We start from the raw sequence: 25,304 nt of genomic DNA, 5'->3' as shown, positions 1-25,304 counted from the left end.
GAAGTGCAGAAATCATGTTTGCTGATCCTGGGTGGATTGGGGTTGTTTTGTCACCGGCTTCAGGCAGCGGCGGCAGGCCTTGGCCAAGCAGCGGGCGAACACCGCCAGCGCCGTAAGGCCGGTGCGGCGAGGTTCGCGGATCAACAGGCGCCAGTCGGAGCGCAGCGCGCGCCACATGAAATCAGCGCCGATGCCTGGATCGCCGCGAAGCCGCAGCGAGCGCCTGGCCAGGTAACGCAACTGCACGGCCCGGGCGGCGGCGCCGTACTGGGCCACCAGTTGCGGCGCGTAGCAACCTGCCTCCTCAATCAAACGCAGCCAGCCCTGCTCCATGCGCTGCAGGCTGGAAGAAAGTCCACCGGTGGAGGTGCGATAGAAGGTGAGCACCTGATCGAGCGGCGCGATCCGCCACCTGCCGTCGCAGGCCACCCGCAGCAGCCACTCCAGATCTTCCGAATAGCTCATCGTCTCCACGAAACCGCCGAGCACAGCAAACAGTTCGCGCCGCAGCACCCAGTTGGAGGTGGTGGTGGTGGGGTTCTCACTGAGGAAATCAACGGGCCGCAGGCGGTTGCGGGGATGGGAAGCCACCTGGCCGGTGGGCATTCCCTCGGGGGTGAGAAATTCCACCCGCGCAAAGCTCACGCCGAGATCGGACTCACTCTGGTGGCGCTCCACGTGCAGGCGCAGCTTGTCGGGGTGCCACTGGTCGTCGGCATCGAGAAAAGCAATCAGGGGGGCCAAGCTGTGCGCCACGCCGTGGTTGCGGGCCTTCGAAACGCCGCCATTGGGCTGGCGCAGCAAGCGGACGCGGGGGTCGGCGCGGGCGATGGCGGCCACGATGGTGGCGCTGTCATCGGTGGAGCCATCGTCGATGGCGATCAGCTCCCAATGGCTGAGGCTCTGCCGCTGAACCGAGCCGATGGTGGCCGCCAGATGGTCGGCGGCGTTGTAGATCGGTACCACCACCGACACGCGTGGCAGCGGTGGCCTTGGTGTCACGATCAAGGGTCCGGCAAAGGTCATGGGGCTTGCGTGGCAATCACAAACGCGAACGCCACCGCCATCGCGGCCAATCGGGCCATGGGCGACTTCCTTTCCACCATCAGCCATGAAATCCGCACCCCCCTCAATGCCGTGATCGGCATGACTGACCTGCTGCTCGATTCCGACTTGGACGATGGCCAGCAGGAGCTGGTCCAGACCCTGCAGACGAGCGGCGAACTGTTATTGCAACTGATCAACGACATCCTCGATCTATCCAAGATCGAGGCACGCAAGATGCTGATAAGAGCCGAACCCTATTCCCTGCGCAAGCTCGTGAATGAGTGCGCTGCAATGATGGAGTCATGTGTCATTGCCAAGGGGCTGCAGTTCAAGGCTAGCGTTGATCCACAGGTCCCCGATCGTCTGGTGGGAGATGGTCTGCGTCTACGCCAGATCATTCTGAATCTGCTCAGCAACGCCATTAAGTTTACCCAGGAAGGCGAGGTGAGCCTGGGGCTGCTCAGCTGCACCACATCCTCTGGCGACGAAGAGCTGGAGATCATCGTCGAAGACACCGGCAAGGGGATTTCACCCGACTTTCTCCCCTGCATCTTCGAAGATTTCATGCAGGACACGGGCAGCGTGTTCCCGAGCCAGGGCACAGGTCTGGGCCTGTCCATCTGCCGCAATCTGTGCCAACTCATGGGGGGGGGACATCAGCGTCAGCAGCACCCTTGGCCGAGGGAGTCGCTTTCTGGTGACGCTGCCGCTCAAGCGCGCCGCCGGACCACGCACCGCACGTCGGCCTCCCACCCAGCCGGGCGGCGAGGGCAGCGACACCAAACCGTTGCAGATTCTGGTAGCCGAAGACAACCGTATCAACCAACGCCTGCTGGAACTGATGCTGGCCAAGCTGAACCTCAAGGCGGAGTTCGCGGGCGATGGCCAGCAAGCGGCGGAGCGGGTGGCCCTCGGCGGCATTGATCTGGTGCTGATGGACCTGCAGATGCCGGAGGTGGATGGGCTGGAAGGCACGCGGCGGATTCGTTCTGGCGCCCACCAGCCCTACATCGTGGCCCTTACCGCCTTCGCCTTCAGCAGCCACCAGCGCGAATGCGAAGCGGCCGGGATGAATGATTTTCTTACCAAGCCCATCCGGCTTCCTGAGCTTCAGGCGAGCCTGGAACGCTTCGAAGGCTTTCGTCAGGCCGTTCATGCACGCCCAGCCACCGCTGGCCACGCAGCCATCGACACCACTGGTGCGGCCGCCCAGACCTCAAGCGAGCAGCCACTGCCTTCCCCTTGACCCTCCAGCGACACCATTGACCCCAATGCGCCACACCCCTGAGCCTGCGATCAATCCCACCGCCTGGGCAGAGCTGCGTGCCCTCGGTGGCGATGAGGCCGACGCGATGGTGGCCGAACTGATCGGCATGTATCAGGAGGATGCGGCTGGCCTGGTGGCCACCATCCGCGCGGCCGCCGCTGCCGGCGATGCCCCAGGCCTTGCGGACGCCACCCATGCCCTGCGCTCCCCCAGCGCCACCCTCGGCGCCCTGCCGCTCGCCGAATGCTGCCGCCTGGTGGAGTTGGCGGCCCGCAGCGAGGGGCTGGCCAGTGCCGAACGGATCGAACCCCTGCTGACGGAGTTTGAGCGGGTGCGCGCGGCGTTGGCCCAGTTGGCTCTAGCTCCATGAAGGACCGATTGCGGATCCTGGTGATCGACGATGACCGCTTGTTGCAGGTGGTGCTGACGCGAATTCTGCGTGAACTGGGCGCCGACGTTCAGCTGGCGAGCGACGGGCAGAGCGGGTTGCAGCGGGCGCTAGAGCAGCCGCCCCATCTGGTGATCTGCGATTGGGTCATGGCCGGCATGGATGGCCTGGAGGTGTGCCGTCAATTCAAGGCGGATCCCGGCTTGAAGCAAGCTTTCTTCATCCTGCTCACCTCCCGATCAGAGGTGGACGACCGGGTGGCCGGGCTCGATGCCGGCGCCGACGACTTCCTCAGCAAGCCGTTGGATCCAAGCGAACTGAAGGCGCGAATCCGTTCGGGGCTGAGGATTCACCAGGCCAATGCCCAACTGCGCCAGCTGAGCGCCGATCTGGCGCAGCAGAAACATCATCTGGAAGCAGAACTGGCCCGCGCTGCCGGCTATGTGCGCTCCCTGCTGCCGGCCCGGCTGGATGGAGCCGTAGGGGGAGAAAGCCTGTTCCTGCCCTCCCAGCAACTGGGCGGCGATTGCTTCGACTTTTACTGGCTGGATCACCGGCGCCTGTTGGTGTACATCCTCGATGTGTCAGGCCATGGCGTGACCGCAGCGCTGACCTCCATCTCCGTTCACAACCTGCTGCGCTCCCGCGCCCTGCCGAAGGATCTGCTCGCTGATCCTGGCCGCCTGCTGACCTACCTGAATGCCTGCTTTCAGATGGATCGCCAGAACGACCAATACTTCACGATGTGGTGCGGCATCTATGACAAGGACACCCGCGAATTGCAATTCGCCAGCGCGGGACATCCGCCCGCCTTGCTCTACATCCCTGGCGTAAACTCAGAACTGAAGCAACTGAAGGCGCCAGGGCTTCCGATCGGATTGTTTGATGAGGCGGTGTATCTGCCCCAAACGCTCATCCTGGATGCCTCAAGTCAGCTGTTTCTCTGCACCGATGGCATCTTTGAGATTCACCTGATCGACGGCAGGTTATGGGAATATGACGAGTTTCTGATGTTTGTCAAAGATCTGCTGGATGGTGGCGTGAGGGCTCCGGAGCAACTGGTGGCAAACGTTCTCGCTCACACCGCCAACCCACGCTTCAACGACGACGTGGTTCTGATCGCACTGGAGTTATGAGCGTTTCCGTTCGACAAGCTGCCGTCCTAATCGCCGTAGCTCGTTGCGATTCAGCTCGGCTTACTGGTCCACACCTGCAGCCGCCCCTGGAAACTCAGCTGAGGGCCGCTCCCTCCAGCGTTGCCAGGTAGCTGGCCTGATCGGGGGCGATCGTGAACACCGCATCGGTGCCGGTGAGCTCCAGCACCAGGCGCACCTGGCTGCCCACACCGCAGAGGGCAAAGCAGGCCCCATGTTCACGGGTGGTCTTGAGAGCGGCCACCAGGCAACCGAAGCCGTTGCTGTCCATGAAGGTGATCCCGCCGCAATCCACCAGCACGTGGCGGTGGCCGCTGGTGATGGCATCTTGCAGCTGGGCCTTGAGCAGGTGGCCGGTGGTTTGATCCAACGCGCCCGCCGGGGCAATCACATGAACATCGGCGTTCATTTGGCGGCTTTCATCTGGTTTTAAGGACCATAAACCGGGTTCGCCCTTCACGGCAGCCAGGGAACGTCGCTGAAGTCAGGCTCGCGTTTTTCCAGAAAGGCATTGCGCCCTTCCTGCCCTTCTTCGGTGCGATAAAAGAAGTGGGTGGCCTGGCCCGCCAGCTCCTGGATGCCGGCCATGCCATCGGTTTCGGCATTGAAGGCCGCCTTGAGGCAGCGAATCGCCGTGGGGCTGTGCTGCAGGATTTCCTGGCCCCAGCGCACCCCCTCCGCCTCCAGCTCTTCCAGCGGCACCACCGCATTGACGAGTCCCATGGCCAGGGCCTGGCTGGCGTCGTAGCGGCGACACAGAAACCAGATCTCGCGCGCCTTGCGTTGCCCCACCACGCGGGCGAGGTAACCGGCGCCGAAGCCGCCATCGAAGCTGCCCACCCGCGGCCCCGTCTGGCCGAACACGGCGTTGTCCGCCGCCAGGCTCAGATCACACAGCAGGTGAAGCACCTGCCCGCCACCGATCGCGTAGCCCGCCACCAGGGCAATCACCACCTTGGGCAAGGAGCGGATCAGGCGCTGCAGGTCGAGCACGTTGAGCCGCGGCAGGCCGCTGGCATCGAGGTAGCCCCCATCGCCGCGCACGCTCTGGTCGCCGCCGGAGCAGAAGGCGTAGCCACCATCGGCGGCTGGCCCCACACCGGTGAACAGGACCACGCCGATCTTCGGATCGTCGCGCACACGCGAGAAGGCATCGCACAGCTCCTGCACCGTGAGCGGGCGGAAGGCATTGCGCTTGGCCGGCCGGTTGATCGCGATGCGGGCCATCCCCTGCGCGCAGGTGTCAAAGCGGATGTCGGTGTAGGTGGCGGCCGGCGTCCAGAGCACCGGCGCCATGCCGGGCAGCACGGGATCCGCCGGCGCGGGCTGGGGGGGGGTGGCGGCGGAATCGGGGCGCATCAGGCCAGACAACGGCGGCGGCTCACGCGCATTCTGCGGAGCCGTGGGCCGGTTCAGTCTGTGGAGCCGTGCGCCAACGAAGCCCGCAGCTGCCGCCGCAGGTGGGCATCGAGCTGGCGATCGGTGCGCAATTCCAGCAGGGCCAGGGGCTGGGGAAGCGCCCAGGCCAGCGCCTCCTCCAGCTCCTCCAGCCGCGCCACACGCCGCACGGGCGCGCCATGCAGCGCCGCCAGGGCGCCCTGATCGAGGCGCTGCGGCATGGCGAACAGGCGCTCGAAGTCGAAGGGCGCGGCAATCTCCGGCGGAACGGGCAAGCAGCCGGTGGAGCGAATCGGCAGCTGCTCGAAAATGCCGCCGCCGCCGTTGTCGATCAGCACCACGGTGAGGCGGCCGCGCAGTTGCTGGCGCCAGAGCCAGCCGTTGCTGTCGTGCAGCAGGGCCAGATCGCCGCTGAGCAGCACCAGGGCGCCGGCGCTTTCCGCCAGGCCGGCCGCCAGGGAAAGGGTGCCATCGATGCCGGAGGCGCCCCTGAAGCCAAACAGCGCCCGTGGCGGCCCCGCCGGGGCCGCGAAGCTCTCCCAGTCACGCACGGGGCTGCTGCTGGCCAGCATCACCGGCAGCTGCGGCGGCAACAGCTGGCTCAGGGCCCGGGCGATGGCGGGTTCATTGGCGGGTCCCGAGGCGGGCAGGGCCTGGCTGAGGCTCGCCTGAACCGTCTGTTCAAGCGCAGTCCAGCGCCGCTGCCAGGCGAGGTTGGCTGCTGGAGGCTCTCCTGCCCAGAGGGCCGCGGGCAGGGCCCGGCACCAGGCCGACAGCCCATGGCCGAAACGGTGGCTGGCAGTGCCAAGCGGGTCGAAATCGCGCGGGTCGCCCTCACTGATTACCAGCTGGCTGACGGACTTGCGCCCGATCCAGTGCTGCAGCCGGCGGCTGGCGGGCAGGGGGCCGAGCCGCAGCAGCTGGGACACCTGCAACGTCTCCGTGCGCTCCTCCAGCAGCAGGTCGTAGCCCGCCACCAGCTCGAGCAACGGCTGACCCCGCAGGCCCGACAGGCCATCGGCGAGCAGGGGCCAGCCGCTGCGCCGCTGCCAGCGTTGCAGGGCCTGCAAGTGGGACGGCCACTGCTCCGGGGCACCGCGCCAGGGCCCGGCCACAATCACGCCGGGCTGATCGGGATCCAGCAGCGGCAAGGCTTCCGAGGGCACGGAAGGCTCTGGCTGGGCCCCCAGCGCCCTGATGCTCGGTGTGCGGGCCAGCAGCGCCGCAATGGCTGCCGCCGAGGGATGGAGCGGCTCTTCAAAGGCCAGATTCAGATGCACGGGGCCGGCCGGCCGGCCGTTGGCCTCCTGCCAGGCCCGCAGCGCCAGCGCCTGCAGGCTGGCGGGCGTCATGACAGCCAGGCCCGCATCAGCGCCGGCACCGGCCCAGCGGCAACTGCAGCGCAGGAAGTCTTCCTGGTTGACCGTCTGGTTGGCACCGCGGCCCTTCAACCGCTGCGGCCGGTCGGCGCTCAGCAGCAGCAGCGGAATCGCGCCATGGTCGGCTTCCACCGCCGCTGGCAGGAGGTTGGCCACCGCCGTGCCGGAGGTGGTGATCACCGCCGCCGGCCGGCCATCGGCGCGGCTCAGCCCCAGCGCAAAGAAAGCGGCGGAGCGCTCATCGATCGCGGTATAGAGCCGCAGGCCCTCGCCTTTGGCCTCCAGCAGGCCGGCCGCAATCGCCAGTGGTGCCGAGCGGCTGCCGGGGCAGAGCACCAGCCGCCGCAGCCCCAGCTGCCGCAACGCCAGCAGCAGCGCATGGGCCGCGTCCAGATTCGCCGCCGCATGGGGTTCGCAGCTGGGGCCGTGGTCGCCGCTCACCGGGACACGTGACTGTTCAAGATGGCCTGATCATGCCCACGACCGAACACCCCCCGACATGAGCGCCACTCCCTCAAGCGGCGACAGCCCATGAGCGCCGCTCCCACCAACGGTGGCCCCTCCAGAGGTGGCCGCTCCGGACTGCTGCGCCAGTTCGGCCTGTTGCTGCTGTGGGTGGGCCTGGCGCTGCTGCTGCGCTGGGTGGTGATCGAGCCCCGCTGGATCCCCTCCGGCTCCATGCTGCCCACCCTTCAGCTCAACGACCGGGTGCTGGTGGAGAAGCTGCGGGCGCGGCTGCACCGGCCCCTGCCGGTGGGCACGATCGTGGTGTTCCACCCTCCCGAGGCGCTGCTGGCGGCCGGCTACGACCCCGATGCCGCCCTGATCAAGCGGGTGGTGGGGGCGGCGGGGGATCGGATCGCCGTCCACGACGGCCAGCTGATCCGCAATGGCCAGCCAGTGCCCGAGCCGTGGCGGGCCGAACCGATCGCCTACGAACTGGCGACGTTGGCCGTGCCGCCGGATTGCCTGCTGGTGCTTGGCGACAACCGCAACGCCAGCCTTGATTCGCACCTCTGGGGCCCCCTGCCGGCCGACCACGTGATCGGCACCGCCGTGTTCCGCTACTGGCCCTGGAACCAGCTGGGACCGATTCGGTTCTCCCCCTCTGGGGCGATGGGTTGACCCGGGGGCCTGCGTTATGGTGCAAGCCGTGACGCAGAGCACACCGGAGATGTTCAACCCGGAGTTCCTGACGACCGACAGCGAATCGATCAGCGGCAACTCACTGATCCAGTACCTGCAGGAGCAATCTCCGGACGTTTTGCAGCGTGTGGCCCGATCCGCCAGCGGCGACATCCAGGACATCATTCGCCACAACGTTCAGGGCCTGCTCGGCATGCTGCCGGGTGAGCAATTTGAAGTGAAGATCCAGGCCAGCCGCGACAACCTGGCCGGCCTGCTGGCCTCCGCAATGATGACGGGCTACTTCCTGCGCCAGATGGAGCAGCGCATGGAGCTGGAAAGCAGCCTGTTCGGCGAAGGCTCCCTCGATGCCGACCCGGGCGAACTGAGCCTCTGATATCGGTACTGCGGCGTTCTGCCAGTGCCCCGCCAGTGGGGCGTTCTGAAAGTGAGCTCTTCAGCCCTCGCTGGTGGCTTCAGGGGCAGCAGGTGGCACGTCCGGCACCACGCCCCAACGCACAAGGGCGCTGTCAACGCCGGCAAGGAATTCCCATGACCCGCTGGAGGGCGCCCACGGGCGCTGCTCCAGGGCATCGGCGAGGCGTTGGAGATCCTGCTGGCTGGCCGCCACCGGCGCCGTGTAGTGGGCGGGCACCAGCTGGGCGATGCCCGGCAGCCGGGCAAGGCGGCGCAGCCACGCCACCAGGGCGGTGCGGGCCCTGGGGAACACCAGCCGCTCCAGCACCGGCGCCACCTGCAGCGGGTGAGCGCCACCGGCCAGCAGCGCCTCAAACTCCGCCTCCCAACCCCGCTGCCAGCGGAAGGGATAGAGGCCGAAATAGGCCTTCGCGGCGCGCACCCCCGGGCGGAAGCTGCCGGCGATCACCTCGGGCCAGGGGGGCACCGCCAGGGCAGACGGCCGCAGATAGGAGGCGAACAGCACCAGCCGCATCCAGCCACGCCGCCGTTGCTCGTGGCCATCCGTGAGGGGCTCGGTGCCCAGCTCGCGGGCGTGAAACAGCAGGGGTGTGGGATCGGCGCTGAAGATCTCCGGCGGTTCGCTGGAGATGGCCACCAGCGCATCGGTGACCAGCAAGCTGCCGCTGGCCCGGTGCAGGCAGGCCACCTCCACGAAGGTGCCGAGCCCCAGATCCAACGGGCCGAGCATCTCCCAGTGCAGCTGGTCGGCATGGGGCAACCCCTGCTCGAACAGCACCCGGGTGCGGCCGGCGGGAAAACCAAGCCAGGGCAGGGGCAAAGGCAACGGGAAGCTCCACTGGCACGGGCTCACCCACACGGCGGCGGCAGGAAAGGCCCGCGCCATCGCCGGCACCGGCAGCTTGTGCTCCAGCCCGGAGCTGGTGGGCAGCACGATCGTGCGCACTGGCCCGTAACGGGCTTCCAACTCGCGCAGGCGGTGCAACAGCTCCTGGGTGGGCGCCACCGGCGCGTAGAGCAGCAACCCTTCGGTGAGCCGCACCACGGTCATGCGGATCGGCACCGCCACGTAGAGCACTCCCTGCAGCTGCTCGAAACTCCAGACCTGGCCAGGCACCAGCTCCCGCACCAGGGTGCGGCGGTGGCCGTAGGGGTAGAGCGGCAGCAGCGGCCACCAGGGCCAGCCCTGGCACAGCCTTGGCGGTGTCGTTGGCGAGGCCTGGGTGACGCTCACTGGCGCAGCTGCGCCACCAGCCCATGGCGCGGCGCGAACAGGAAACTGACCAGGAACAGGAGGGTCTGGACCACCACGATGCAGCCGCCGGTGGAAGCATCCATCCAGTAGCTCCAGTAGATGCCGAGCACGCTGGAGAGCACGGCGGAGCCGACGGCGATCCAGGTCATCCGGTCGAAGCGATCGGTGAGCAGGTGGGCTGTGGCCCCCGGGGTGACCAGCATCGCCACCACCAGAATGATGCCCACGGTCTGCAGGCCGGCCACCGCCGCTAGGGACAGCACCGCCAGCAGCAGGTAATGCAGCATACCGGTGTGGATGCCGATCGAGCGGGCGTGGGTGGGATCGAAGCAGAACAGGATCAGATCGCGGCGCAACAGCAGCAGCACCGCCAGCACCAGGGCGCAGATCCAGAGGGTCTGCTGGATGTCGGAGGGGCTGATGCCGAGCACGTTGCCGAACAGGATGTGGGTGAGATCGATGCTGCTGCGCACCTTCGACACCAGGATCAGGCCGAAAGCGAAGAAGCCGGTGAACACCAGCCCGATCACGGTGTCTTCCTTGATGCGGGTCATCTGCTTGATGTAACCGATCACCGCCACGGATCCCACGCCGAACACGAAGGCGCCGAGGGCGAAGGGCAGGTTGAGGGCGTAGGCGATCACCACGCCGGGCATCACCGAATGGGACACCGCATCGCCCATCAGCGCCCAGCCTTTGAGGGTCATATAGCAGGAGAGCAGGCCGCAGACGGAGGCCACGAGCATGCTCACCAGCAGGGCACGCTGCATGAAGGCATGCTGCAGCGGTTCGGTGAGCCAGGGAAGCGCATCCATCACAGGTCGCCCTCACCGGGCAGATCCGGCGGGGTGAAGGTGAGTGAATCAAGCGGGCCGCCGCCGAAGGTGCGGGCCACGTTCTCCTGGGTGAACACTTCTGAGGTTTCGCCGTAGGCGAGCACGGTCTTGTTGATCAGCACCACGTCGTCGCAGAAGCCGGTGACATGGCTCAGATCGTGGGTGGAGATCAGCAGCGTGCGGCCCTCCTGGCGGAACTGCTGGAACAGCTGGATCAGCAGCTTCTCGGTGCGGATGTCCACGCCGGCAAAGGGCTCATCAAGCAGCATCACCGAGGCCTCCTGGGCCAGGGCCCGGGCCACGAAGGCCCGCTTGCGCTGCCCCCCCGAGAGCTGGCCGATCTGGCGGTGGCGCAATGGCCAGAGCTCCACCCGCTCCAGGCTCTCGCGCACGGCCTGGTGATCGCGGCGGCGGGGAATGCGCAGCAGGTTCATGGTGCCGTAGCGGCCCATCATCACCACGTTCGCCACGCTCACCGGGAAGTTCCAGTCGACGCTTTCGGTCTGCGGCACGTAGGCCACCGCCTGCTGGCGCAGGGCCTCCCGCAGGGACACGCCATTGATGGCGATCGTGCCGCGCGAAGGGCGCACAAACCCCATCAGCGCCTTGAACAGGGTGGATTTGCCGGCGCCGTTCATGCCCACCAAAGCGCAGATGCTGCCGGCGTAGGCACGGAGCGACACGTCGTGCAGGGCCACCACGCCGTTGTAGGCGTAGCAGAGGTTGTCGACGACGATGCGCTCCTGGGCCGGGTGGTGCTGAGGCGGGCGGGGCGGGCGGTGTTGCATCGGATCAGCGCCCCTTGAGTCCGTTCACCAGTGTGGACACATTGTGCCGCTGCAGCTCCAGCAAGGAGGAGGCCGGGCCGCCTTCCGGCGAGAGGGAATCCACGAAGAAGACACCGGCAAAGCGGCTGCCGCTCTCGGCCGCCACCTGCTTCTGCGCCTCGGCCGATACGGTGCTTTCGCAGAACACCGCCGGCACCTGGCGCTCACGCACCGTGGCGATCAGCCGGGCCATGCGCTGCGGGGTGACCTGGGATTCGGCGTTGACGGGCCACAGGTAGGCCTCGGTGAGGCCGTAATCGCGGGCCAGGTAGGAGAAGGCGCCTTCACAGGTGGCCAGCAGGCGGTGCTGGCTCGGCAGGGTGGCCAGATCCCGGCGCAGCTCCTGGTCGAGGACGCGCAGCTCAGCGCGGTAGGCCTCGGCATTGCGCTTGAACGCGGCGGCGTGGGCCGGATCGAGCGCGCTGAAGGCTTTGCGGATGTTCTCCACATACACCTCCGCCAAGCGAGGGGACATCCAGGCGTGCGGATTGGGCTTGCCGGCAGCAACATCGCCGGCGATCGGCAGGGGCTCAATGCCCTCGGTCAGCACCACCCGCTGCACATCCGGCAGACCGGAGAGGAAGCGGTCAGCCCAGCGCTCAAGCCCGAAGCCGTTGACCAGCACCAACTGGGCCCCCTCCGCGCGCCGTAGATCGCTGGGGGAGGGTTCGTAGCCGTGGATCTCGGCGCCGGGCCGGGTGATCGACTCGACCTGGAGATGGTCACCCGCCACCCGATTGGCCATGTCCGCCAGGATCGTGAAGGTGGTGAGCACCCGCGGCTTGGCCTGCACCTGCTCGACCGGGACCGGCGTGGGCGTGCATCCCAGCAGGACGCCACTGGTGAGCATCAGCGCGCCGGAAAGGATCAGGCCAGGGCGCCGGAGAATCGTGCGGGCCGTCATGCAGGCCACAACATCAAACACTGAAATGGTCTAGGGGAACACACAAGGCGCTGACGTAATCCGTGCAGCTGTGATGGGTGCCGGCACTGCCCTGAGCTGAGCTCCACTGAGCTGGTCTGCACTGAGCTGGTCTGCACTGCCGCAGCCGCAGTCGCAGCCCAGCTGGGGCCAGAAAAAAGGCCCGCGCCGCAGCGAGGGCCTTCAGGGGCGCAAGGTGAGAGGGATCCCTGCTGGCAGAGGCGTTGGGCGTCAGCCGATCGCCGGAGCCTGCAGCGCCACCGGCACCGACTCCAGCAGCGCCAGGTCGAGCGGGAAGTTGTGGGCGTTGCGTTCGTGCATCACCTCGAAGCCGAGGTTGCCTCTGTTGAGCACATCGGCCCAGGTGTTGATCACACGGCCCTGGGCATCCAGCACCGACTGGTTGAAGTTGAAGCCGTTCAGGTTGAAGGCCATCGTGCTCACGCCCAGGGCGGTGAACCAGATGCCCACCACCGGCCAGGCGGCCAGGAAGAAGTGGAGGCTGCGGCTGTTGTTGAAGGAGGCGTACTGGAAGATCAGGCGACCGAAGTAGCCGTGAGCCGCCACGATGTTGTAGGTCTCTTCTTCTTGGCCAAACTTGTAGCCGTAGTTCTGGCTCTCGCTTTCGGTCGTCTCACGCACCAGCGAGCTGGTGACGAGGGAGCCGTGCATGGCCGAGAACAGGGAGCCGCCGAACACACCAGCCACACCCAGCATGTGGAAGGGGTGCATGAGGATGTTGTGCTCCGCCTGGAACACCAGCATGAAGTTGAAGGTGCCGGAGATGCCGAGGGGCATGCCGTCGGAGAACGAACCCTGACCGAAGGGGTAGATCAGGAACACCGCGAAGGCAGCCGAGAGCGGCGCGCTGTAGGCGACACAGATCCAGGGGCGCATGCCGAGGCGATAGGAGAGTTCCCACTGGCGGCCCATGTAGCAGGAGATGCCGATCAGAAAGTGGAACACCACCAGTTGATAGGGCCCGCCGTTGTAGAGCCACTCATCGAGGCTCACGGCTTGCCAGATGGGATAGAAGTGCAGGCCGATGGCGTTGCTGGAAGGAACAACGGCGCCGGAGATGATGTTGTTGCCGTAAAGGAAGGAACCGGCAACGGGCTCCCGGATGCCGTCGATGTCGACGGGGGGAGCGGCAATGAAAGCGATGATGAAGCAGATCGTGGCTGCCAGGAGGCAGGGGATCATCAGCACACCGAACCAACCGATGTAAATGCGGTTGTCGGTGGAGGTGACCCACTGACAGAAGCTCTCCCAGGAGCTGAGACGTCCGCTGCGAACAGCCGTGGCCATTGGAGGAAGGAGGACGGAAGGAAACGGTTCCTTCACCCTCTGCTCGCCTCAGGCAGCCACGAAAAGTCCGCCAGCAACCGTAACGAGAGAGCGGCAAAAGGCACCGTACAAAAACGCTACGGAAGGCCTGCCGATGTGAGGCGTGCGGCCACCATCTCTTCGCAGATGTTCAACAGAACCACCGCGAACTTCATGCAACTACATACAGCAGTAGATCAAACGCAACAATCGCCAGCCCTAGGCCGTGGCCTGGCGCAGCACCCACTGACGGCCCTGCTGGAGGAACGCCGGCCAGTCGAGCCGTTCGCTCTCGGCGGCTCGGGCCACCAGCAGGGGCGCCTGCAGCCGGATCGCCTGCAGATCCGCTTCCGCCACACCGCTGCTGAGGGCCAGTACATCGGTCATCGCGCGCGCCACCACCCGGGTGAGGTAGGCGCCGCTGAGCGCCTGCAGGCTGCTGCCCACCAGCCAGGCGCTGCCCTCCAGCCGCATCACGCTGGTGAGGGCCTGGCCGGTCCACTCCACCACCCCCAGCGCCAAGGCGGCGCGGGCCAGTTCGGTGGCTGCCGCCCGCAGCTGCTCCATCCCCCAGGGGCAATCCCACAGCCGGGCCATCTCCTGCAGCATCAGCCCATTGGCCACCGCCAGCACCAGCAGATCCATGCTGGGCAGCGGCGCAGCGAACACGCCAGCGGCCACCAGCCATTGGGTGCGTTGCACCAGCGCCTTGCAGCGCTCACGGCGCAGGCGCTCCAGCGCTCCCTGCCAGTCGCCGTGGAGCCGTTCGAGCAGGCGCTGCTCGGTGCGGTGCAGCAGGGTGTGGCCCTGCTGGCGCAACTCCTGCGCCAAGGGCGCCAGGGCAGCGGCCAGGGCCTCGGGCTCGCCGCTCCAGGGCAGCAGCCGCTCGCGCAGGTGCGCCGGCAGCTGGGCCTGGAGATCAGCCAGCAGTTGCGGACCCTCACCGGCAACCAACAGCCACACCGGCTGGCCGGCAGGCAGCGCCTCCAGCCAGCGCAGATCGGCAGCCTGCAGCGGTGGGTGCACCGCATGAAGCAGCAGATCGCAGCGGAGGAAGGGGGCCGGCCAGCTCCAATCGGGGCTGTGGGAGGCGAGCGGATGGCCCCAGTGCAGGGTGATCGGCAGGGGCGCGCGCACCCCCTGCACCAACGGGCCCTCCAGGTCACGCTCCAGCGGACGCAGCCCCACCAGCCCCAGATCAAGGGCCTGGCGATGCTGGCGGCCACGCAGCTGCTCAAGGGCGTCTCGCCGCAGCTGCTGGGCCGCCTGGAAGGCTTCGGAGGCAGCCGTGGTGGCGGCTGAAGTGGCGGCTGTGGTGGCGCTCTCCAGTTGCTCGAACTGGGGCAGCAGCCCCTCGCAGCGTTCGATCCAGCCAGCCCAGGAGCTGGGCAGCTGGGGTGTGATCGGACCGCGCGGACGGCGCCACCACCACCAGGCACCGGCGGCCGCCACCACAGTGAGCCCGCCGGAGAGGGGGGTGTGCAGGCTGTCGAGCAGCAGCCAGCCCCCAAACATGGCGGCAGCAGGAGCTGCCAGCGGCAGGAAGGGAATCAGGCCGCGCCAGGAAGGGACGTCCAGGGGGCGAGCGGAAGTGGGCAAGGAGAGCAACGCCCGCTGCGAACGAACGTCAGCATCTCTAGCTCAGCTACCCGCTCCTGCCCAGGGGCTCAATAGGTTGGGGGCAACCGAGCCAGGCCCGGGGGCCTCTCCGACAATGTCTGAGCGGAACCGTCCCGACGCAGGCGTTGGCACCCACCACGGGCTGACAGACAACCGTGAAGCCGTGAACACGGTGCTGCTGATCGCCTTGAGCGTGAACGTGGCGATGAGCTTTCTGAAACTGTTCGTAGGGCTCTGGAGTGGTTCGCTGGCGGTGCTGGCCGATGCGATGCACAGCGCCACCGATGGGCTCTCCAGCCTGCTGGGGGTGATCACCAACAGCCTTTCCGATCCGCTCCCCGACCGCGACCACCCCTACGGCCACCACAAGTATCAAGGCATCGGCGCCCTGGCGATCGCGGCCTTCATCCTGTTCGCCTGCATCGAGATTCTGCAGTCGGCGGTGGAGCGGCTGCTGTCCGGGCTCGAACCGCTGCGGATCGAGACCGGCGCTTTCGTGCTGCTGGTGGTGTCGCTGCTGGGCAACATCCTGCTGGCCGCCTACGAACGGCGGCAGGGGCGCCGGCTCGGGAGCGCCCTGCTGCTGGCGGATGCCCACCACACCACCAGTGACATCTGGACCACCTTGATGGTGCTCGCCGGGCTGGCCGGCGCCAAAGCCTTCGGGCTCAACTGGCTCGATGTGGCCGTGGCGGCACCCCTGGCCCTGCTGCTGGTGCGCTCCTGCTGGCAGGTGGTGCGCACCAACCTGCCCTGGTTGGTCGATCACATCGCCATCGCGCCCGAAGCCATCCACAGCGTGGCGATGGCGGTGCCAGGGGTGTTGAACTGCCATGACATCGCCAGCCGCGGCGTGCTTGGCCAGCAGGTGTTCATCGACATGCACATGGTGGTGGACGCCGACGACCTGCCCAGCGCCCACCGCATCACCGAATGGGTGGAGGTACGGCTGGAGGAGAGGTTCGGGCCGGTGCGCTGCACGATCCACCTGGAACCGCGCGAATATGCGCGTTCGGAGATCACCTTTCGCGGAGCCCATGGCTGAACGCAACCGTGAGCTGATCGCACGGCTCACGCCACGCCAGCAGGCGCGCGTGCAGCAGCTGCTGGCCGAGCAGCAGGGCCAGGCCCGCTGGCACGGGGGCGTGCCGGTGCTGCTGCTGGAGCGCTGCTGGCTGCGGCTGCGGGCCACGCCGGTGGAGCAGTTGGCCCGGCTGCTGCCGCCCGACAGCACGGCCGAGGCCCCGGAACTGGTGCGCTTCCGCGAGCTGCGCCAGCAGGGCTTCAGCGAGGGCGCCGCCCAGGCCCGCTGCTGGGAGGAGTTCGGGCCGGCGGCCTGCCAGCTCGCCCTGCGCCGCCACTGGCAGGCCCTGGAAGGGCCCCATCACGGCTGGACCTTGGGCGCCTACCTGGCCTTCCTGCGCACCTACCGCGAGCGGTTCGCGGCCAGCCGGGAACGACCGTTGCCGCTGGTGGTGCTGGGCCGGCACGGCAGCCAGGAAACGCACCGCATCCACTGGCTGGTGGAGTCTGGAGCCCTTGATGCGGCACACTTGCCCCCTGATTGAAGGCTTGCGGCCATGGCCGACCTGGAGAACGCATCGGTGCCCACAGACGCGATGCCCACCGACTCTGTGACCAGCGACTCGGTGACGACAGCACCGTTGCCCACGGAATCTCTGCCAACAGAGTTCGTGGCCGCTGACCTGACGCCCACCGACGCAGACCAGCAGCCTGGTGAAGCAGAGCAACAGGGCCAACGCCGGGGCGGCGGTCGCCCGCCGGGTGGTGGGCGGGAAGCCGGCACCAACCGCGACAGCGGCGGCCTGCGCATCCGCCTGAGCGAGAACGAGCAACGGGCCGCCAAGGTGGTTCAGGAAGCGTTCCAGCTGCGCTCCACGATCGCGGCGCTCGGCTTCTCGATCCGCACCGTGGCCCAGCTGCTGGAGCAAGGGGCCCTCGATGCCTTGGTGGCCGAGATGCGCGCGCAGGCGGGCAGCCGGCCCGAACGCAGCCGCCCCGAAGGCGGCCGCTCAGAAGGGGGCCGTTCGGAAGGCGGCCGCTCCGGTGAAGGCAACGCGATCCGGCGCGGCCGGCGTGATGGTGCTGGTGAGGGGCGTTCGGAAGGGCGTTCCGAGGGCCGTGGCGAGCGCCGCGTGATCAGCCGGCCCGATCCCTTCGCCCGCCCGAGCCGGCCGGAGCTGGTGCGCGAGCCCGAGCCGGTGGCCCAACCCAGCGAGGCCGCTGAGGAACCCACCCCGGCTGGCGACGCCATGAATGACACCACGCCAGCCCCCGACACCGAGACGCAACCGTGACGGTCCGGCCGCGCGTGCTCTCGGGCGTGCAACCCACCGGATCCCTGCACCTGGGCAACTGGCTGGGGGCGATCCGCAACTGGGTGCAGCTGCAGGACAGCCACGACACCTTTTTCTGTGTGGTGGATCTGCACGCGATCACGGTGCCGCACTATCCCGCCCTGCTGGCGGAGGCCACGCGCCGCACCGCCGCCCTCTATCTGGCCTGCGGCATCGATCCGCAGCGGTCCACGGTGTTCGTGCAAAGCCAGGTGCCGGCCCACAGCGAGCTCACCTGGCTGCTGAACTGCGTCACGCCGCTCAACTGGCTGGAGCGCATGATCCAGTTCAAGGAGAAGGCGCGCAAACAGGGCGACAACGTGTCGGTGGGGCTGCTCGATTACCCCGTGCTGATGGCGGCCGACATCCTTCTGTATGACGCCGATCTGGTGCCGGTGGGCGAAGACCAGAAGCAGCATCTGGAACTCGCCCGCGACATCGCCCAGCAGCGCATCAATGCCCGCTTCGCGCCGGAAGACCAGCCGCTGCTGAAGGTGCCCGAGCCCCTGATCCTGGCGGAGGGCGCCCGGGTGATGAGCCTGATCGACGGCCGCAGCAAGATGAGCAAGAGCGAGCCGAATGAGGGCTCGCGCCTGCACCTGCTCGATCCGCCGGAGCTGATCACCAAGAAGATCAAGCGCGCCAAGACCGATCCGGTGCTGGGCCTGGAATTCGGCAACCCCGAGCGCCCCGAAGCCGACAACCTGCTGGGGCTCTACGCCCTGCTCAGCGGCACATCGCGCGCCAGCGCTGCCGCCGAGTGCGCCGCCATGGGCTGGGGCCAGTTCAAGCCGTTGCTGGCGGAAGCCGCCGTGGCCGCCCTCCAGCCGCTGCAGGCGCGTTATGCCGAGATCCGAGGCGACGAGGCCTACCTGAGCCAGGTGCTGCGCGAGGGCAGGGAGCGGGCGGCAGCGGTGGCCACTGCCACATTGGGGCGCGTGAAGGCGGCCCTTGGCTTTCTGCCGGCGGGCTGATCAGGGGCGGCTGAACGGGTCGGCATGCGCAGAGGTATCCAGCACCACTGAAGGCCCATGACCGCATGATGACTTCGGTTGCATCTGGTTGCAGCTTCGCCTACTGTGCCGTCGGAACGTTAATCGTCTCGTATGTCCTCCCTGCGCACCTCGCTCCTGAAGGGGTTGGCTGTTGCCGCTACCGCCCCTGCTATTTTTGCCTTTGCACCCGCACAAGCAGCCTGTGTGGGCAACAACACGTTTGGAGGCATTGAAACCGGCGCCGGCGCTAACTGCGGCACCCTCGCCGTAGGCGAAAGCTTCTCGATCGACGTCACGTCGTTTTTCGCCGATCTTGGCAACGAAGAATTTAACGCCACCAACTTCGGTGTGGGCATCGTCAAAGGCACCGGCGCTGGCCTGACGTTTTCGAACGTGCTGGCCCGGGTCACCGGCATTGCGGGAGGGTTCCCTTTCATGATGTCACCGATCGCGATCTGGGGCGGAGAGGACACCATGATGATCGGCACCGGTCCAGACAATCCGTTCGGTTCAGCGCCTTCCGGTGATTTCCCCACCGTCAATTACCTCGCCAGCACTCCGGCCGGGCCCTTGGGTGCTTACCGAGAAGTGGCCTTCTCTTTCGGTGAAGCCTTCGGCGGCTTCGGCAGCGGCAAGGCCTCACCTGATCTGATCGGCCTGACAGAGGTCACCAGCTTCATCATTGAAGGCACCCTCACCGGCGCCACCGACAGCACCAACACCATCATCAGTTTTGGTGTGGGCCCCGACGGCATTCCTTCACCAGGCTCCACAGTCGGCGGTTACTACAGCGTGCCTGGCCCCCTGCCCCTGGCCGGCGCTGGTGCTGCCTTCGCCTGGAGCCGTTCCCTGCGTCGCCGCATCAAGGCCTCGAAGGCGTCGGTTTCGGTCTGAGATCAGAAAGACTGCCGGCGGGCTTACACCTGCCGGCTTACGGGCTCAGCAAACAAACATCAATCAACTCATCGCCACGCTTGTGGTTGTTCAGGGAAGCACTTTCTGGCTTTCTTTCTTCTCCTCCCTTTGCCGGGAGGTTTTTTTAGCATGTGGCAAGTTTGATGGGCGTGGAGTAGGGCATTGATCCATCCGCACGATTAACACATCCCGCACCGGCGCCACATCACGTGCACACAACGTGGGCGCCTTTGTCCACCGCCCTGCTGTGGGATTCAGCGAGAATCACCGGACCGGATCCTGCGCCGCAGCCGGCGCGACCAGGCGAAGCCCATCACGGCACCCGCGAGCGGCAATGGGCCAGGAACAGGCAGGGGGCCGGGGATCGGCAACGCTCTTGCACCGCCTAGATCTCGGAGGGCAGTGGTGCCCACGATCGGCTCGAGGAAACCGGGGATCACTGTGGCTATGCCCGTGTCTGTGTCGATGGTGTACCACTGGCCGCCTACGAAATTCTGGCCATAGAGCTTGGTGAAATCTGCGCTGAAGGAAAGCTGCAGGCTGGGGTTGGTGCCAGGATTGAGAAGTGTGCATACTGATGCCAGAAGCTGCTTGGCGTTTCCTTTACAACCGCTATTGGCATCAGGGGATTAGCGAAGCTCAGTGCCATTCGATGCAGCACGCTTGGAGCGTCAGGTGCGATAACCACCGTTCATCAGAACAGTTGATTCAATACAAGTTGCTGGTAGATGCACTGAAAACCATCATGGAACTCGTGTGCATGATTCTGATAAATACAGGGGCTTCAAATTTCACCGAATCAGACAACAATCAACTAGTGGTTATAAAACAGAACTGACTTTAAGTTGGTGATCGCGTAGTGATCAAAAAGTAAACCATTGATTACATAGTATCCGAACGGCTCGAGAGAGTACCCGAATGACTTGAGGAAGCCCTGATCAGATCACTCGCTCAGACACACCATATCGAATTCAGCGCCGATTGGTTTGGCTGACCCTACGCCGCAAACGACGTGACCATGCAAAAGCCGCAGCTGCACCCGCCAAAGGCAGTGGGCCAGGAATTGGCACGGCACCTGCTCCACCAAGATCACGCAGGCCTGGTAACTGCAGGAAACCAGTGGTCAGCGTGGCTACACCCGTACCCGTATTTAACTCGTACCATTGACCTGTGTTAAAGCTCTGGCCGTAGAGCTTCATGAAATCTGAGCTAAACGAAATCTGCAGGCTTGGATTGGTACCAGGGGCGAGCAAAGAGGTGGCCGTTAATGTTGGCTCAGAAAGATCAGTTAGATCAACCCTAAAGAAACGACCGTTGACTGTCGCACCGAATAAAATGCCGGCGGAATTAATCGCGATGTCGCCGAAGGCGTAATCACTATTCGGTATAGGTGTTTCAGGAGAATTAACTGTGAAGGATGTCTTTGCACCGAATTCTGGATTATTATTAACATCATAAGTAAGTGTGATTCGATTTAAGGTATTAACACTCTCCGAGAAATACCAAAAGGAGTTATTGAAGAATGCAGCGCTCGCTGGTTGAGCTCCTGAAGATTGCACAATGGAGCCGGCTACGATGGTGGGAAGAGTGCTGGTAGCTGTCCCATTCCAGAACCTGAGGTTGTTGCCGGAATCAAGGAACCAGAATTGTTTCCTGCCGGCATCATAAGCAAACGCGTTAGCCCGGGTCGACGCCCCTGGGTCCCCGAGAAAAGGGACAGCGTTGAAAACGCTCGTGCTGGTTTCAGCGTTTGTATCCACTTGATAAATATTGTTATCGTCTGCGATGCCGTAGATAAAATCTGCCTTCGCGGCTTGAGGCACAAGCGCTGCAGCAACGGATACAGCGCAAGCAAAGAGGAGCCTCGTTTTGCCCACGATTTTCGCATATTCGCATTGCGCTCACATCATGCCATAAAACCATCAGGGAGCCTAGAGACCCGCCTTTACGGTTCTCGATACACCACGCGGCCGCGCTCGTCGTTGCCCACATCCAGCAGCTGCTCATTGAGCAGCACTTCGATCTCAGCCCTCACAGCCTCACGGTCGACGTTGGCCGGCAGCTGCACCGTGAGAATCGCGTCATTGAGGGTGAAACCGCTGGAGCCCGAGGAGCGAGCCAGCAGCAGCAGCTGGCGCGCCAGTGGATCGGGGCGGTTGGCCTCGGCCATCGCGAGAGCTTCCTGTAGCGCCAGCGGTTGGTTGGCCTGCTCGATCATGGAGCTGATCAGCAAGCCATCGATCAATTGACCAATGCCGCAAAAGCCAAAAGTGAGCAGCCACAACGTGCCGCTCACTGGCTTGCGGGCGTAGAAGCGATGCAGACCGCACAGGCCTACCAGGCCGCACACCCAGAAGAGGTAGCCGAGGGCCACGTGGCGCCGCTCGATCGAGGTGCTCGCCATGCCCAAACTCAGCGGTGCTCGCAGCGGAACTTGATGCTATCGAGGCCGTGGCTGGGCCCCGGCCGCGCTGGCGTCAAGCGGCCGACGGTGGCGACGGTGGCGGTGAAGGTGGCGGAGCCGGTGGCGGGAACAGGGCCGGCTTCTGGCGATCCGGCGGCAACGGCACCCCCGCCTCGCGCAGGGCGGCCGACAGGCCCCACACCTGCATCACCCGCCGATGCCAAGGGGCCATCGCCTGCATGTCGAGCGCCAGGGTTTCGCTCATGGCGCCACGCAGGGCGCGTGCCGCCCGCAGTTCCTGCAAGGAGCTCGTGAGGGTGTCGCGCAGCTGCTGCTGCTCAGCAAGCGGCATCACCGACTCTGGGCAATGGGCCACCAGATCAAGCCCTCGCTCGAACCAATGCTGGAAATCATCCAGCAGAGAATCCAGCACCTGGTTCAGCAGAGGGCCGGCACCCGCAGGCTGCGAAAACGGCGAGGGAGAGTCGGGAATCATCTCGCTCCAACACCGATCCATCCTAGGAACGACACCCCTAATGGGCAGGTGGCGGGCTTTCGGAGAACTGAAGCGGAAAGGCGGGAAAATGCGAAAAATGCACCAGATCGGCGTGGCGTCAGCCAGCTTGCGATTGGCTGGCCACAATCCTTCGCCTGAGTTTTCGGCCCCAGCCAAAAGCCGCTGCCGCGCCCAGCAGCGGCAGGGGCCCCGGGACGGGGAGAGGAGCACTCGTGCTGATCTCACGCGTCAGGGCAACGTCGGAAAGATCGAAGAAATCAAGGGATGAGGTCCAACCAGGTACATGCGTGGCAGGACTGGAGTTCTTGGCAAGGGCTGTGTTAACGGTGTACCACTTATCGGTGATGTTGGACACGCCATACAGCACTTTCTTGTCTGCGTCGTAGCCCAGCTGGAGATTGCCAGGAACGCACCTGCTGCAGATTGCGGTGTAGCGCGGATCTTTACGTTCGAAAGTTGAATCTTCAGCAGGGAGTTTGCTGAGATTCAAGGAATAGAAGTTTCCGGTGCTACGGGTGATATCTTTGCTGTTGAGGATCGACGTGGCAGCATAGAGGCGACCATCCAGTGGGTTGATGGCAATATCACCAAACAACTGGTTACCCGCCCCATCTGGAACGCCTTGGAACTGATAAGTGAGCCTGGATATGAACTTGCCATTGTCATCAAGGTTGATCCGATTCAGAACATTGGAGTTTCTTGGGAAAAACCAATAAGCGTCGTCAAAGAAGGCTGCACTCTGGGCATTGGAGTTGGCGCCGCTAAAGCTGTTGTCATCAAGACCCATCTGCTTGGGCGTGGCAGCAATGTCCAAGGTGTCTGTCCCGTCTCTCCAGATGCGGAGATTGTTGTTCCCATCCATCACAAACAGGTTGAACCTGTTGGGGTCCACAGCAACCCCGTTCGCCAACTTGGCTGTGGGATCTACGAACAAGGAAAACTGTTGCTCTTTCTGGGTTGTGATGTTGATGGAGTACAGCCGATTGCTCACACTCACGCCGTAGAGATATTGATTGGCTTGGGCCGGTGATGCGCCGATGACGACGCCGACCACCAAAGGCGCTAGCCAAGGCTTAAGGCAAGGCACCAGCATCTCTCAGAGAGTTTCATGGTTTTCTCAGGCTAGCATCATTTTTGCCGGCCCATCGGCAAAGCCTCCGGCCAGGCTGGCTTCGGCCGCACCAGCCCACCCGCCCAGAGGGCAACTCCGTAGCCGTTGCTTAGGATCGGGTGCCATTCGCCTGCTGCCGTGCCTGCCGCTTCCCCTGCCGCCGAGCCCGCCAGCCGCTCTGGGGAAACGGTCACCACCCCCGTGCTGCTGCCCAAAACGAGCGAAAGCCCCCAGCTGCTCAAGATTCGCCATTCGATGAGCCACGTGCTGGCCATGGCGGTGCAGAAGCTCTTTCCCAAGGCGCAGGTCACGATCGGCCCCTGGACCGAATCCGGCTTCTATTACGACTTCGACCATCCCGAACCCTTCACCGAAGCCGATCTCAAGGCGATCAAGAAGGAGATGGGCAAGATCATCGGCCGCCGCTTGCCCCTGGAGCGCATCGAGGTGAGCCGCGCCGAAGCGGAGGCGCGCATCTCGGCCCAGAACGAGCCCTACAAGCTGGAGATTCTCGCGGGCCTCACCGAGCCGATCACCCTTTACACGCTCGGCGAGGAATGGTGGGATCTCTGCGCCGGGCCCCACGTGGCCAACACCAGCGAGCTGCACCCCAAGGCCTTCGAGCTCGAAAGCGTGGCCGGCGCCTACTGGCGCGGCGATGAAAAGCGCGCCCAGTTGCAGCGCATCTACGGCACCGCCTGGGAATCGCCTGAGCAGCTGGCGGAGCACCAGCGCCGCAAGCAGGAAGCCCTGCGGCGCGATCACCGCCGCCTCGGCATCGACCTCAACCTGTTCTCCATCGAAGACGAGGCCGGCGCCGGCCTGGTGTTCTGGCATCCGCGCGGCGCCCGCATGCGGCTGCTGATCGAGGATTTCTGGCGGCAGGCGCACTTCGCCGCCGGCTACGAACTGCTCTACACACCCCATGTGGCCGATCTGAGCCTCTGGAAAACCTCCGGGCACCTGGATTTCTACCGGGAGAGCATGTTTGGCCCGATGGATGTGGATGAGCGGCAGTTCCAGCTCAAGCCGATGAACTGCCCCTTCCATGTGCTCACTTACGCCAACACCCTGCGCTCCTACAAGGAGCTGCCGATCCGCTGGGCAGAGCTGGGCACGGTGTACCGCTACGAGCGGCCGGGGGTGATGCATGGCCTGATGCGCGTGCGCGGTTTCACCCAGGACGACGCCCACATCTTCTGCCTGCCCGAGCAGATCGGCGATGAAATCCTCGGTGTGCTCAACCTCACCGAAACCATTCTCTCCACCTTCGATTTCCAGAACTACGAGATTCACCTCTCCACCCGGCCCGAGAAATCGATCGGCGAAGATGCCGTGTGGGAGCTGGCCACTGCCGGCTTGGTGGAGGCGCTTGATCGCAAGGGCTGGGCCTACAGGATCGATGAAGGCGGTGGCGCGTTCTATGGCCCCAAGATTGATATCAAGATCGAAGATGCGATCGGCCGCTTGTGGCAGTGCTCCACGATTCAGCTGGATTTCAACCTGCCTGAGCGCTTTGATCTGCACTACGTGGCCGCCGATGGCCAGCGGGCACGGCCGATCATGATTCACCGCGCCATCTTCGGTTCGCTGGAGCGCTTCTTCGGAATCCTGGTGGAAAACTACGCCGGTGATTTCCCCTTCTGGCTCGCCCCGGAGCAGGTGCGTCTGCTGCCGGTCACCGATGAGGTGCTGCCCTATGCGCAGACGGTGCTGGCCCAGCTCAACGCCGCTGGGGTGAGAGCCACGCTTGATCGCAGCGGCGAACGGCTCGGCAAGCTGATCCGCAATGGCGAGCAGATGAAGATTCCACTGCTCGGCGTGATTGGCGCCCAGGAAGCCGAGCAAGGCAGCGTCAACCTCCGCAGCCGCCGCGACGGCGATCTAGGCGCCGTGGCCCTGCCTGCCCTGCTGGCCGCCGCCGCCCAGGCCAACAGCGTGCGTGCCGCGGGCCTCGAGCTGCCGGCCGGCTGAGCCCTCAGCCCTGCGGCGCGTCGTCATCGGGCCTGGCAGCATCCCACCA

26 protein-coding genes are annotated in these 25,304 nt (G+C 65.3%); 12 read left to right on the top strand and 14 right to left on the bottom strand.

The annotated features are described in order from the left end of the window. Window positions 1-12: 12 nt before the first annotated feature. The gene (locus tag KBY97_RS02650) at window positions 13-1,026 is read right to left on the bottom strand and encodes a glycosyltransferase family 2 protein (protein WP_255145136.1); all 1,014 of its coding nucleotides are present in this window, start codon (window positions 1,024-1,026) and stop codon (window positions 13-15) included. Window positions 1,027-1,035: 9 nt separating this feature from the next. Here KBY97_RS02650 and KBY97_RS02645 point away from each other — a divergent pair, with 9 nt between their 5' ends. Genes KBY97_RS02645 through KBY97_RS02630 form a run of 4 tightly spaced genes read left to right on the top strand, consistent with a single transcriptional unit; the run spans window position 1,036 to window position 3,838 of the window. After that, on the top strand, window positions 1,036-1,971 hold the full coding sequence (locus tag KBY97_RS02645) for an ATP-binding protein (protein ID WP_255145135.1): 936 nt from the start codon (window positions 1,036-1,038) through the stop codon (window positions 1,969-1,971). Further along, window positions 1,889-2,293 carry a response regulator gene (locus tag KBY97_RS02640; RefSeq protein ID WP_255145134.1) on the top strand — a complete coding sequence of 135 codons (405 nt, stop codon included), beginning with the start codon at window positions 1,889-1,891 and terminating at the stop codon, window positions 2,291-2,293. The genes KBY97_RS02645 and KBY97_RS02640 overlap by 83 nt, the downstream gene beginning before the upstream one ends. 25 nt (window positions 2,294-2,318) lie before the next feature. Continuing rightward, on the top strand, window positions 2,319-2,684 hold the full coding sequence (locus KBY97_RS02635) for an Hpt domain-containing protein (protein WP_255145133.1): 366 nt from the start codon (window positions 2,319-2,321) through the stop codon (window positions 2,682-2,684). Next, window positions 2,681-3,838: a PP2C family protein-serine/threonine phosphatase gene (locus KBY97_RS02630; protein WP_255145132.1), complete on the top strand. Its 1,158-nt coding sequence runs from the start codon at window positions 2,681-2,683 to the stop codon at window positions 3,836-3,838. The genes KBY97_RS02635 and KBY97_RS02630 overlap by 4 nt, the downstream gene beginning before the upstream one ends. Window positions 3,839-3,932: 94 nt before the next feature. On the opposite strand, the gene KBY97_RS02625 is transcribed toward KBY97_RS02630, so the two are convergent. The 3 genes from KBY97_RS02625 to menD are packed head-to-tail and all read right to left on the bottom strand — an operon-like array spanning window position 3,933 to window position 7,074. Continuing rightward, a complete protein-coding gene (locus KBY97_RS02625; RefSeq protein WP_255145131.1) occupies window positions 3,933-4,265 on the bottom strand; it encodes an STAS domain-containing protein in 333 nt (110 codons plus the stop codon). A gap of 47 nt (window positions 4,266-4,312) precedes the next feature. After that, a complete protein-coding gene (gene menB / locus KBY97_RS02620) occupies window positions 4,313-5,215 on the bottom strand; it encodes a 1,4-dihydroxy-2-naphthoyl-CoA synthase (RefSeq protein WP_399217145.1) in 903 nt (300 codons plus the stop codon). A gap of 53 nt (window positions 5,216-5,268) precedes the next feature. Continuing rightward, window positions 5,269-7,074: a 2-succinyl-5-enolpyruvyl-6-hydroxy-3-cyclohexene-1-carboxylic-acid synthase gene (menD, locus tag KBY97_RS02615; RefSeq protein WP_255145130.1), complete on the bottom strand. Its 1,806-nt coding sequence runs from the start codon at window positions 7,072-7,074 to the stop codon at window positions 5,269-5,271. A 90-nt stretch (window positions 7,075-7,164) separates the two neighbouring features. Here menD and lepB point away from each other — a divergent pair, with 90 nt between their 5' ends. Beyond that, window positions 7,165-7,758, top strand: coding sequence for a signal peptidase I (gene lepB / locus KBY97_RS02610; protein ID WP_255145129.1), 594 nt, complete (start codon window positions 7,165-7,167; stop codon window positions 7,756-7,758). 49 nt (window positions 7,759-7,807) lie between these two features. Then, window positions 7,808-8,155, top strand: coding sequence for a DUF760 domain-containing protein (locus KBY97_RS02605; RefSeq protein WP_255145257.1), 348 nt, complete (start codon window positions 7,808-7,810; stop codon window positions 8,153-8,155). Window positions 8,156-8,215: 60 nt separating this feature from the next. Here the strand turns inward: KBY97_RS02605 and KBY97_RS02600 are convergent, their stop codons facing one another. From KBY97_RS02600 to KBY97_RS02575, 6 genes are all read right to left on the bottom strand, one after another. After that, window positions 8,216-9,430, bottom strand: a complete 1,215-nt coding sequence (locus KBY97_RS02600; RefSeq protein WP_255145128.1) for a DUF4336 domain-containing protein — start codon at window positions 9,428-9,430, stop codon at window positions 8,216-8,218. After that, window positions 9,427-10,266 carry a metal ABC transporter permease gene (locus KBY97_RS02595; RefSeq protein ID WP_255145127.1) on the bottom strand — a complete coding sequence of 280 codons (840 nt, stop codon included), beginning with the start codon at window positions 10,264-10,266 and terminating at the stop codon, window positions 9,427-9,429. The genes KBY97_RS02600 and KBY97_RS02595 overlap by 4 nt, the downstream gene beginning before the upstream one ends. Further along, window positions 10,266-11,075, bottom strand: a complete 810-nt coding sequence (locus tag KBY97_RS02590) for a metal ABC transporter ATP-binding protein (protein ID WP_255145126.1) — start codon at window positions 11,073-11,075, stop codon at window positions 10,266-10,268. Before KBY97_RS02590 ends, KBY97_RS02595 begins: the two co-directional genes overlap by 1 nt. Before the next feature lie 4 nt (window positions 11,076-11,079). Continuing rightward, window positions 11,080-12,018 (bottom strand): metal ABC transporter substrate-binding protein, encoded by a 939-nt coding sequence (locus KBY97_RS02585; protein ID WP_255145125.1) that lies wholly within the window; start codon window positions 12,016-12,018, stop codon window positions 11,080-11,082. A gap of 249 nt (window positions 12,019-12,267) precedes the next feature. Next, window positions 12,268-13,344: a photosystem II q(b) protein gene (gene psbA, locus KBY97_RS02580; RefSeq protein ID WP_094512903.1), complete on the bottom strand. Its 1,077-nt coding sequence runs from the start codon at window positions 13,342-13,344 to the stop codon at window positions 12,268-12,270. A 237-nt stretch (window positions 13,345-13,581) separates the two neighbouring features. Continuing rightward, window positions 13,582-14,961 (bottom strand): YcjF family protein, encoded by a 1,380-nt coding sequence (locus tag KBY97_RS02575; protein ID WP_255145124.1) that lies wholly within the window; start codon window positions 14,959-14,961, stop codon window positions 13,582-13,584. Between the two features lie 115 nt (window positions 14,962-15,076). Between KBY97_RS02575 and KBY97_RS02570 the strand changes: the two genes are divergently transcribed. The 5 genes from KBY97_RS02570 (at window position 15,077) to KBY97_RS02550 (ending at window position 19,228) form a co-directional block, all read left to right on the top strand. After that, window positions 15,077-16,027 (top strand): cation diffusion facilitator family transporter, encoded by a 951-nt coding sequence (locus tag KBY97_RS02570; RefSeq protein ID WP_255145123.1) that lies wholly within the window; start codon window positions 15,077-15,079, stop codon window positions 16,025-16,027. Beyond that, window positions 16,020-16,550: a hypothetical protein gene (locus tag KBY97_RS02565; protein WP_255145122.1), complete on the top strand. Its 531-nt coding sequence runs from the start codon at window positions 16,020-16,022 to the stop codon at window positions 16,548-16,550. The genes KBY97_RS02570 and KBY97_RS02565 overlap by 8 nt, the downstream gene beginning before the upstream one ends. Window positions 16,551-16,562: 12 nt before the next feature. Then, window positions 16,563-17,300, top strand: coding sequence for a hypothetical protein (locus tag KBY97_RS02560; protein WP_255145121.1), 738 nt, complete (start codon window positions 16,563-16,565; stop codon window positions 17,298-17,300). After that, window positions 17,297-18,313 (top strand): tryptophan--tRNA ligase, encoded by a 1,017-nt coding sequence (gene trpS, locus KBY97_RS02555; protein ID WP_255145120.1) that lies wholly within the window; start codon window positions 17,297-17,299, stop codon window positions 18,311-18,313. Before KBY97_RS02560 ends, trpS begins: the two co-directional genes overlap by 4 nt. A 225-nt stretch (window positions 18,314-18,538) precedes the next feature. Next, the gene (locus KBY97_RS02550; protein ID WP_255145119.1) at window positions 18,539-19,228 is read left to right on the top strand and encodes a hypothetical protein; all 690 of its coding nucleotides are present in this window, start codon (window positions 18,539-18,541) and stop codon (window positions 19,226-19,228) included. A gap of 992 nt (window positions 19,229-20,220) precedes the next feature. On the opposite strand, the gene KBY97_RS02545 is transcribed toward KBY97_RS02550, so the two are convergent. From KBY97_RS02545 to KBY97_RS02530, 4 genes are all read right to left on the bottom strand, one after another. Next, window positions 20,221-21,072, bottom strand: coding sequence for a hypothetical protein (locus KBY97_RS02545; protein WP_255145118.1), 852 nt, complete (start codon window positions 21,070-21,072; stop codon window positions 20,221-20,223). 122 nt (window positions 21,073-21,194) lie between these two features. Beyond that, window positions 21,195-21,653, bottom strand: a complete 459-nt coding sequence (locus KBY97_RS02540) for a TM2 domain-containing protein (RefSeq protein ID WP_255145117.1) — start codon at window positions 21,651-21,653, stop codon at window positions 21,195-21,197. A 73-nt stretch (window positions 21,654-21,726) separates the two neighbouring features. After that, window positions 21,727-22,149 carry a DUF2605 domain-containing protein gene (locus KBY97_RS02535; protein WP_255145116.1) on the bottom strand — a complete coding sequence of 141 codons (423 nt, stop codon included), beginning with the start codon at window positions 22,147-22,149 and terminating at the stop codon, window positions 21,727-21,729. 118 nt (window positions 22,150-22,267) lie between these two features. Further along, entirely contained in the window at window positions 22,268-23,227 is a 960-nt protein-coding gene (locus tag KBY97_RS02530; protein WP_255145115.1) for a hypothetical protein, read from the bottom strand. A 192-nt stretch (window positions 23,228-23,419) separates the two neighbouring features. Between KBY97_RS02530 and thrS the strand changes: the two genes are divergently transcribed. Beyond that, complete coding sequence (gene thrS / locus KBY97_RS02525; RefSeq protein ID WP_255145114.1) at window positions 23,420-25,255, top strand: threonine--tRNA ligase; 1,836 nt, start codon at window positions 23,420-23,422, stop codon at window positions 25,253-25,255. The last annotated feature ends 49 nt before the right edge of the window (window positions 25,256-25,304 follow it).

Source organism: Synechococcus sp. ATX 2A4, from assembly GCF_024346375.1.
In the GTDB taxonomy this organism is placed as follows: domain Bacteria; phylum Cyanobacteriota; class Cyanobacteriia; order PCC-6307; family Cyanobiaceae; genus MW101C3.
This window is presented reverse-complemented; position numbering and strand designations above follow the sequence as displayed.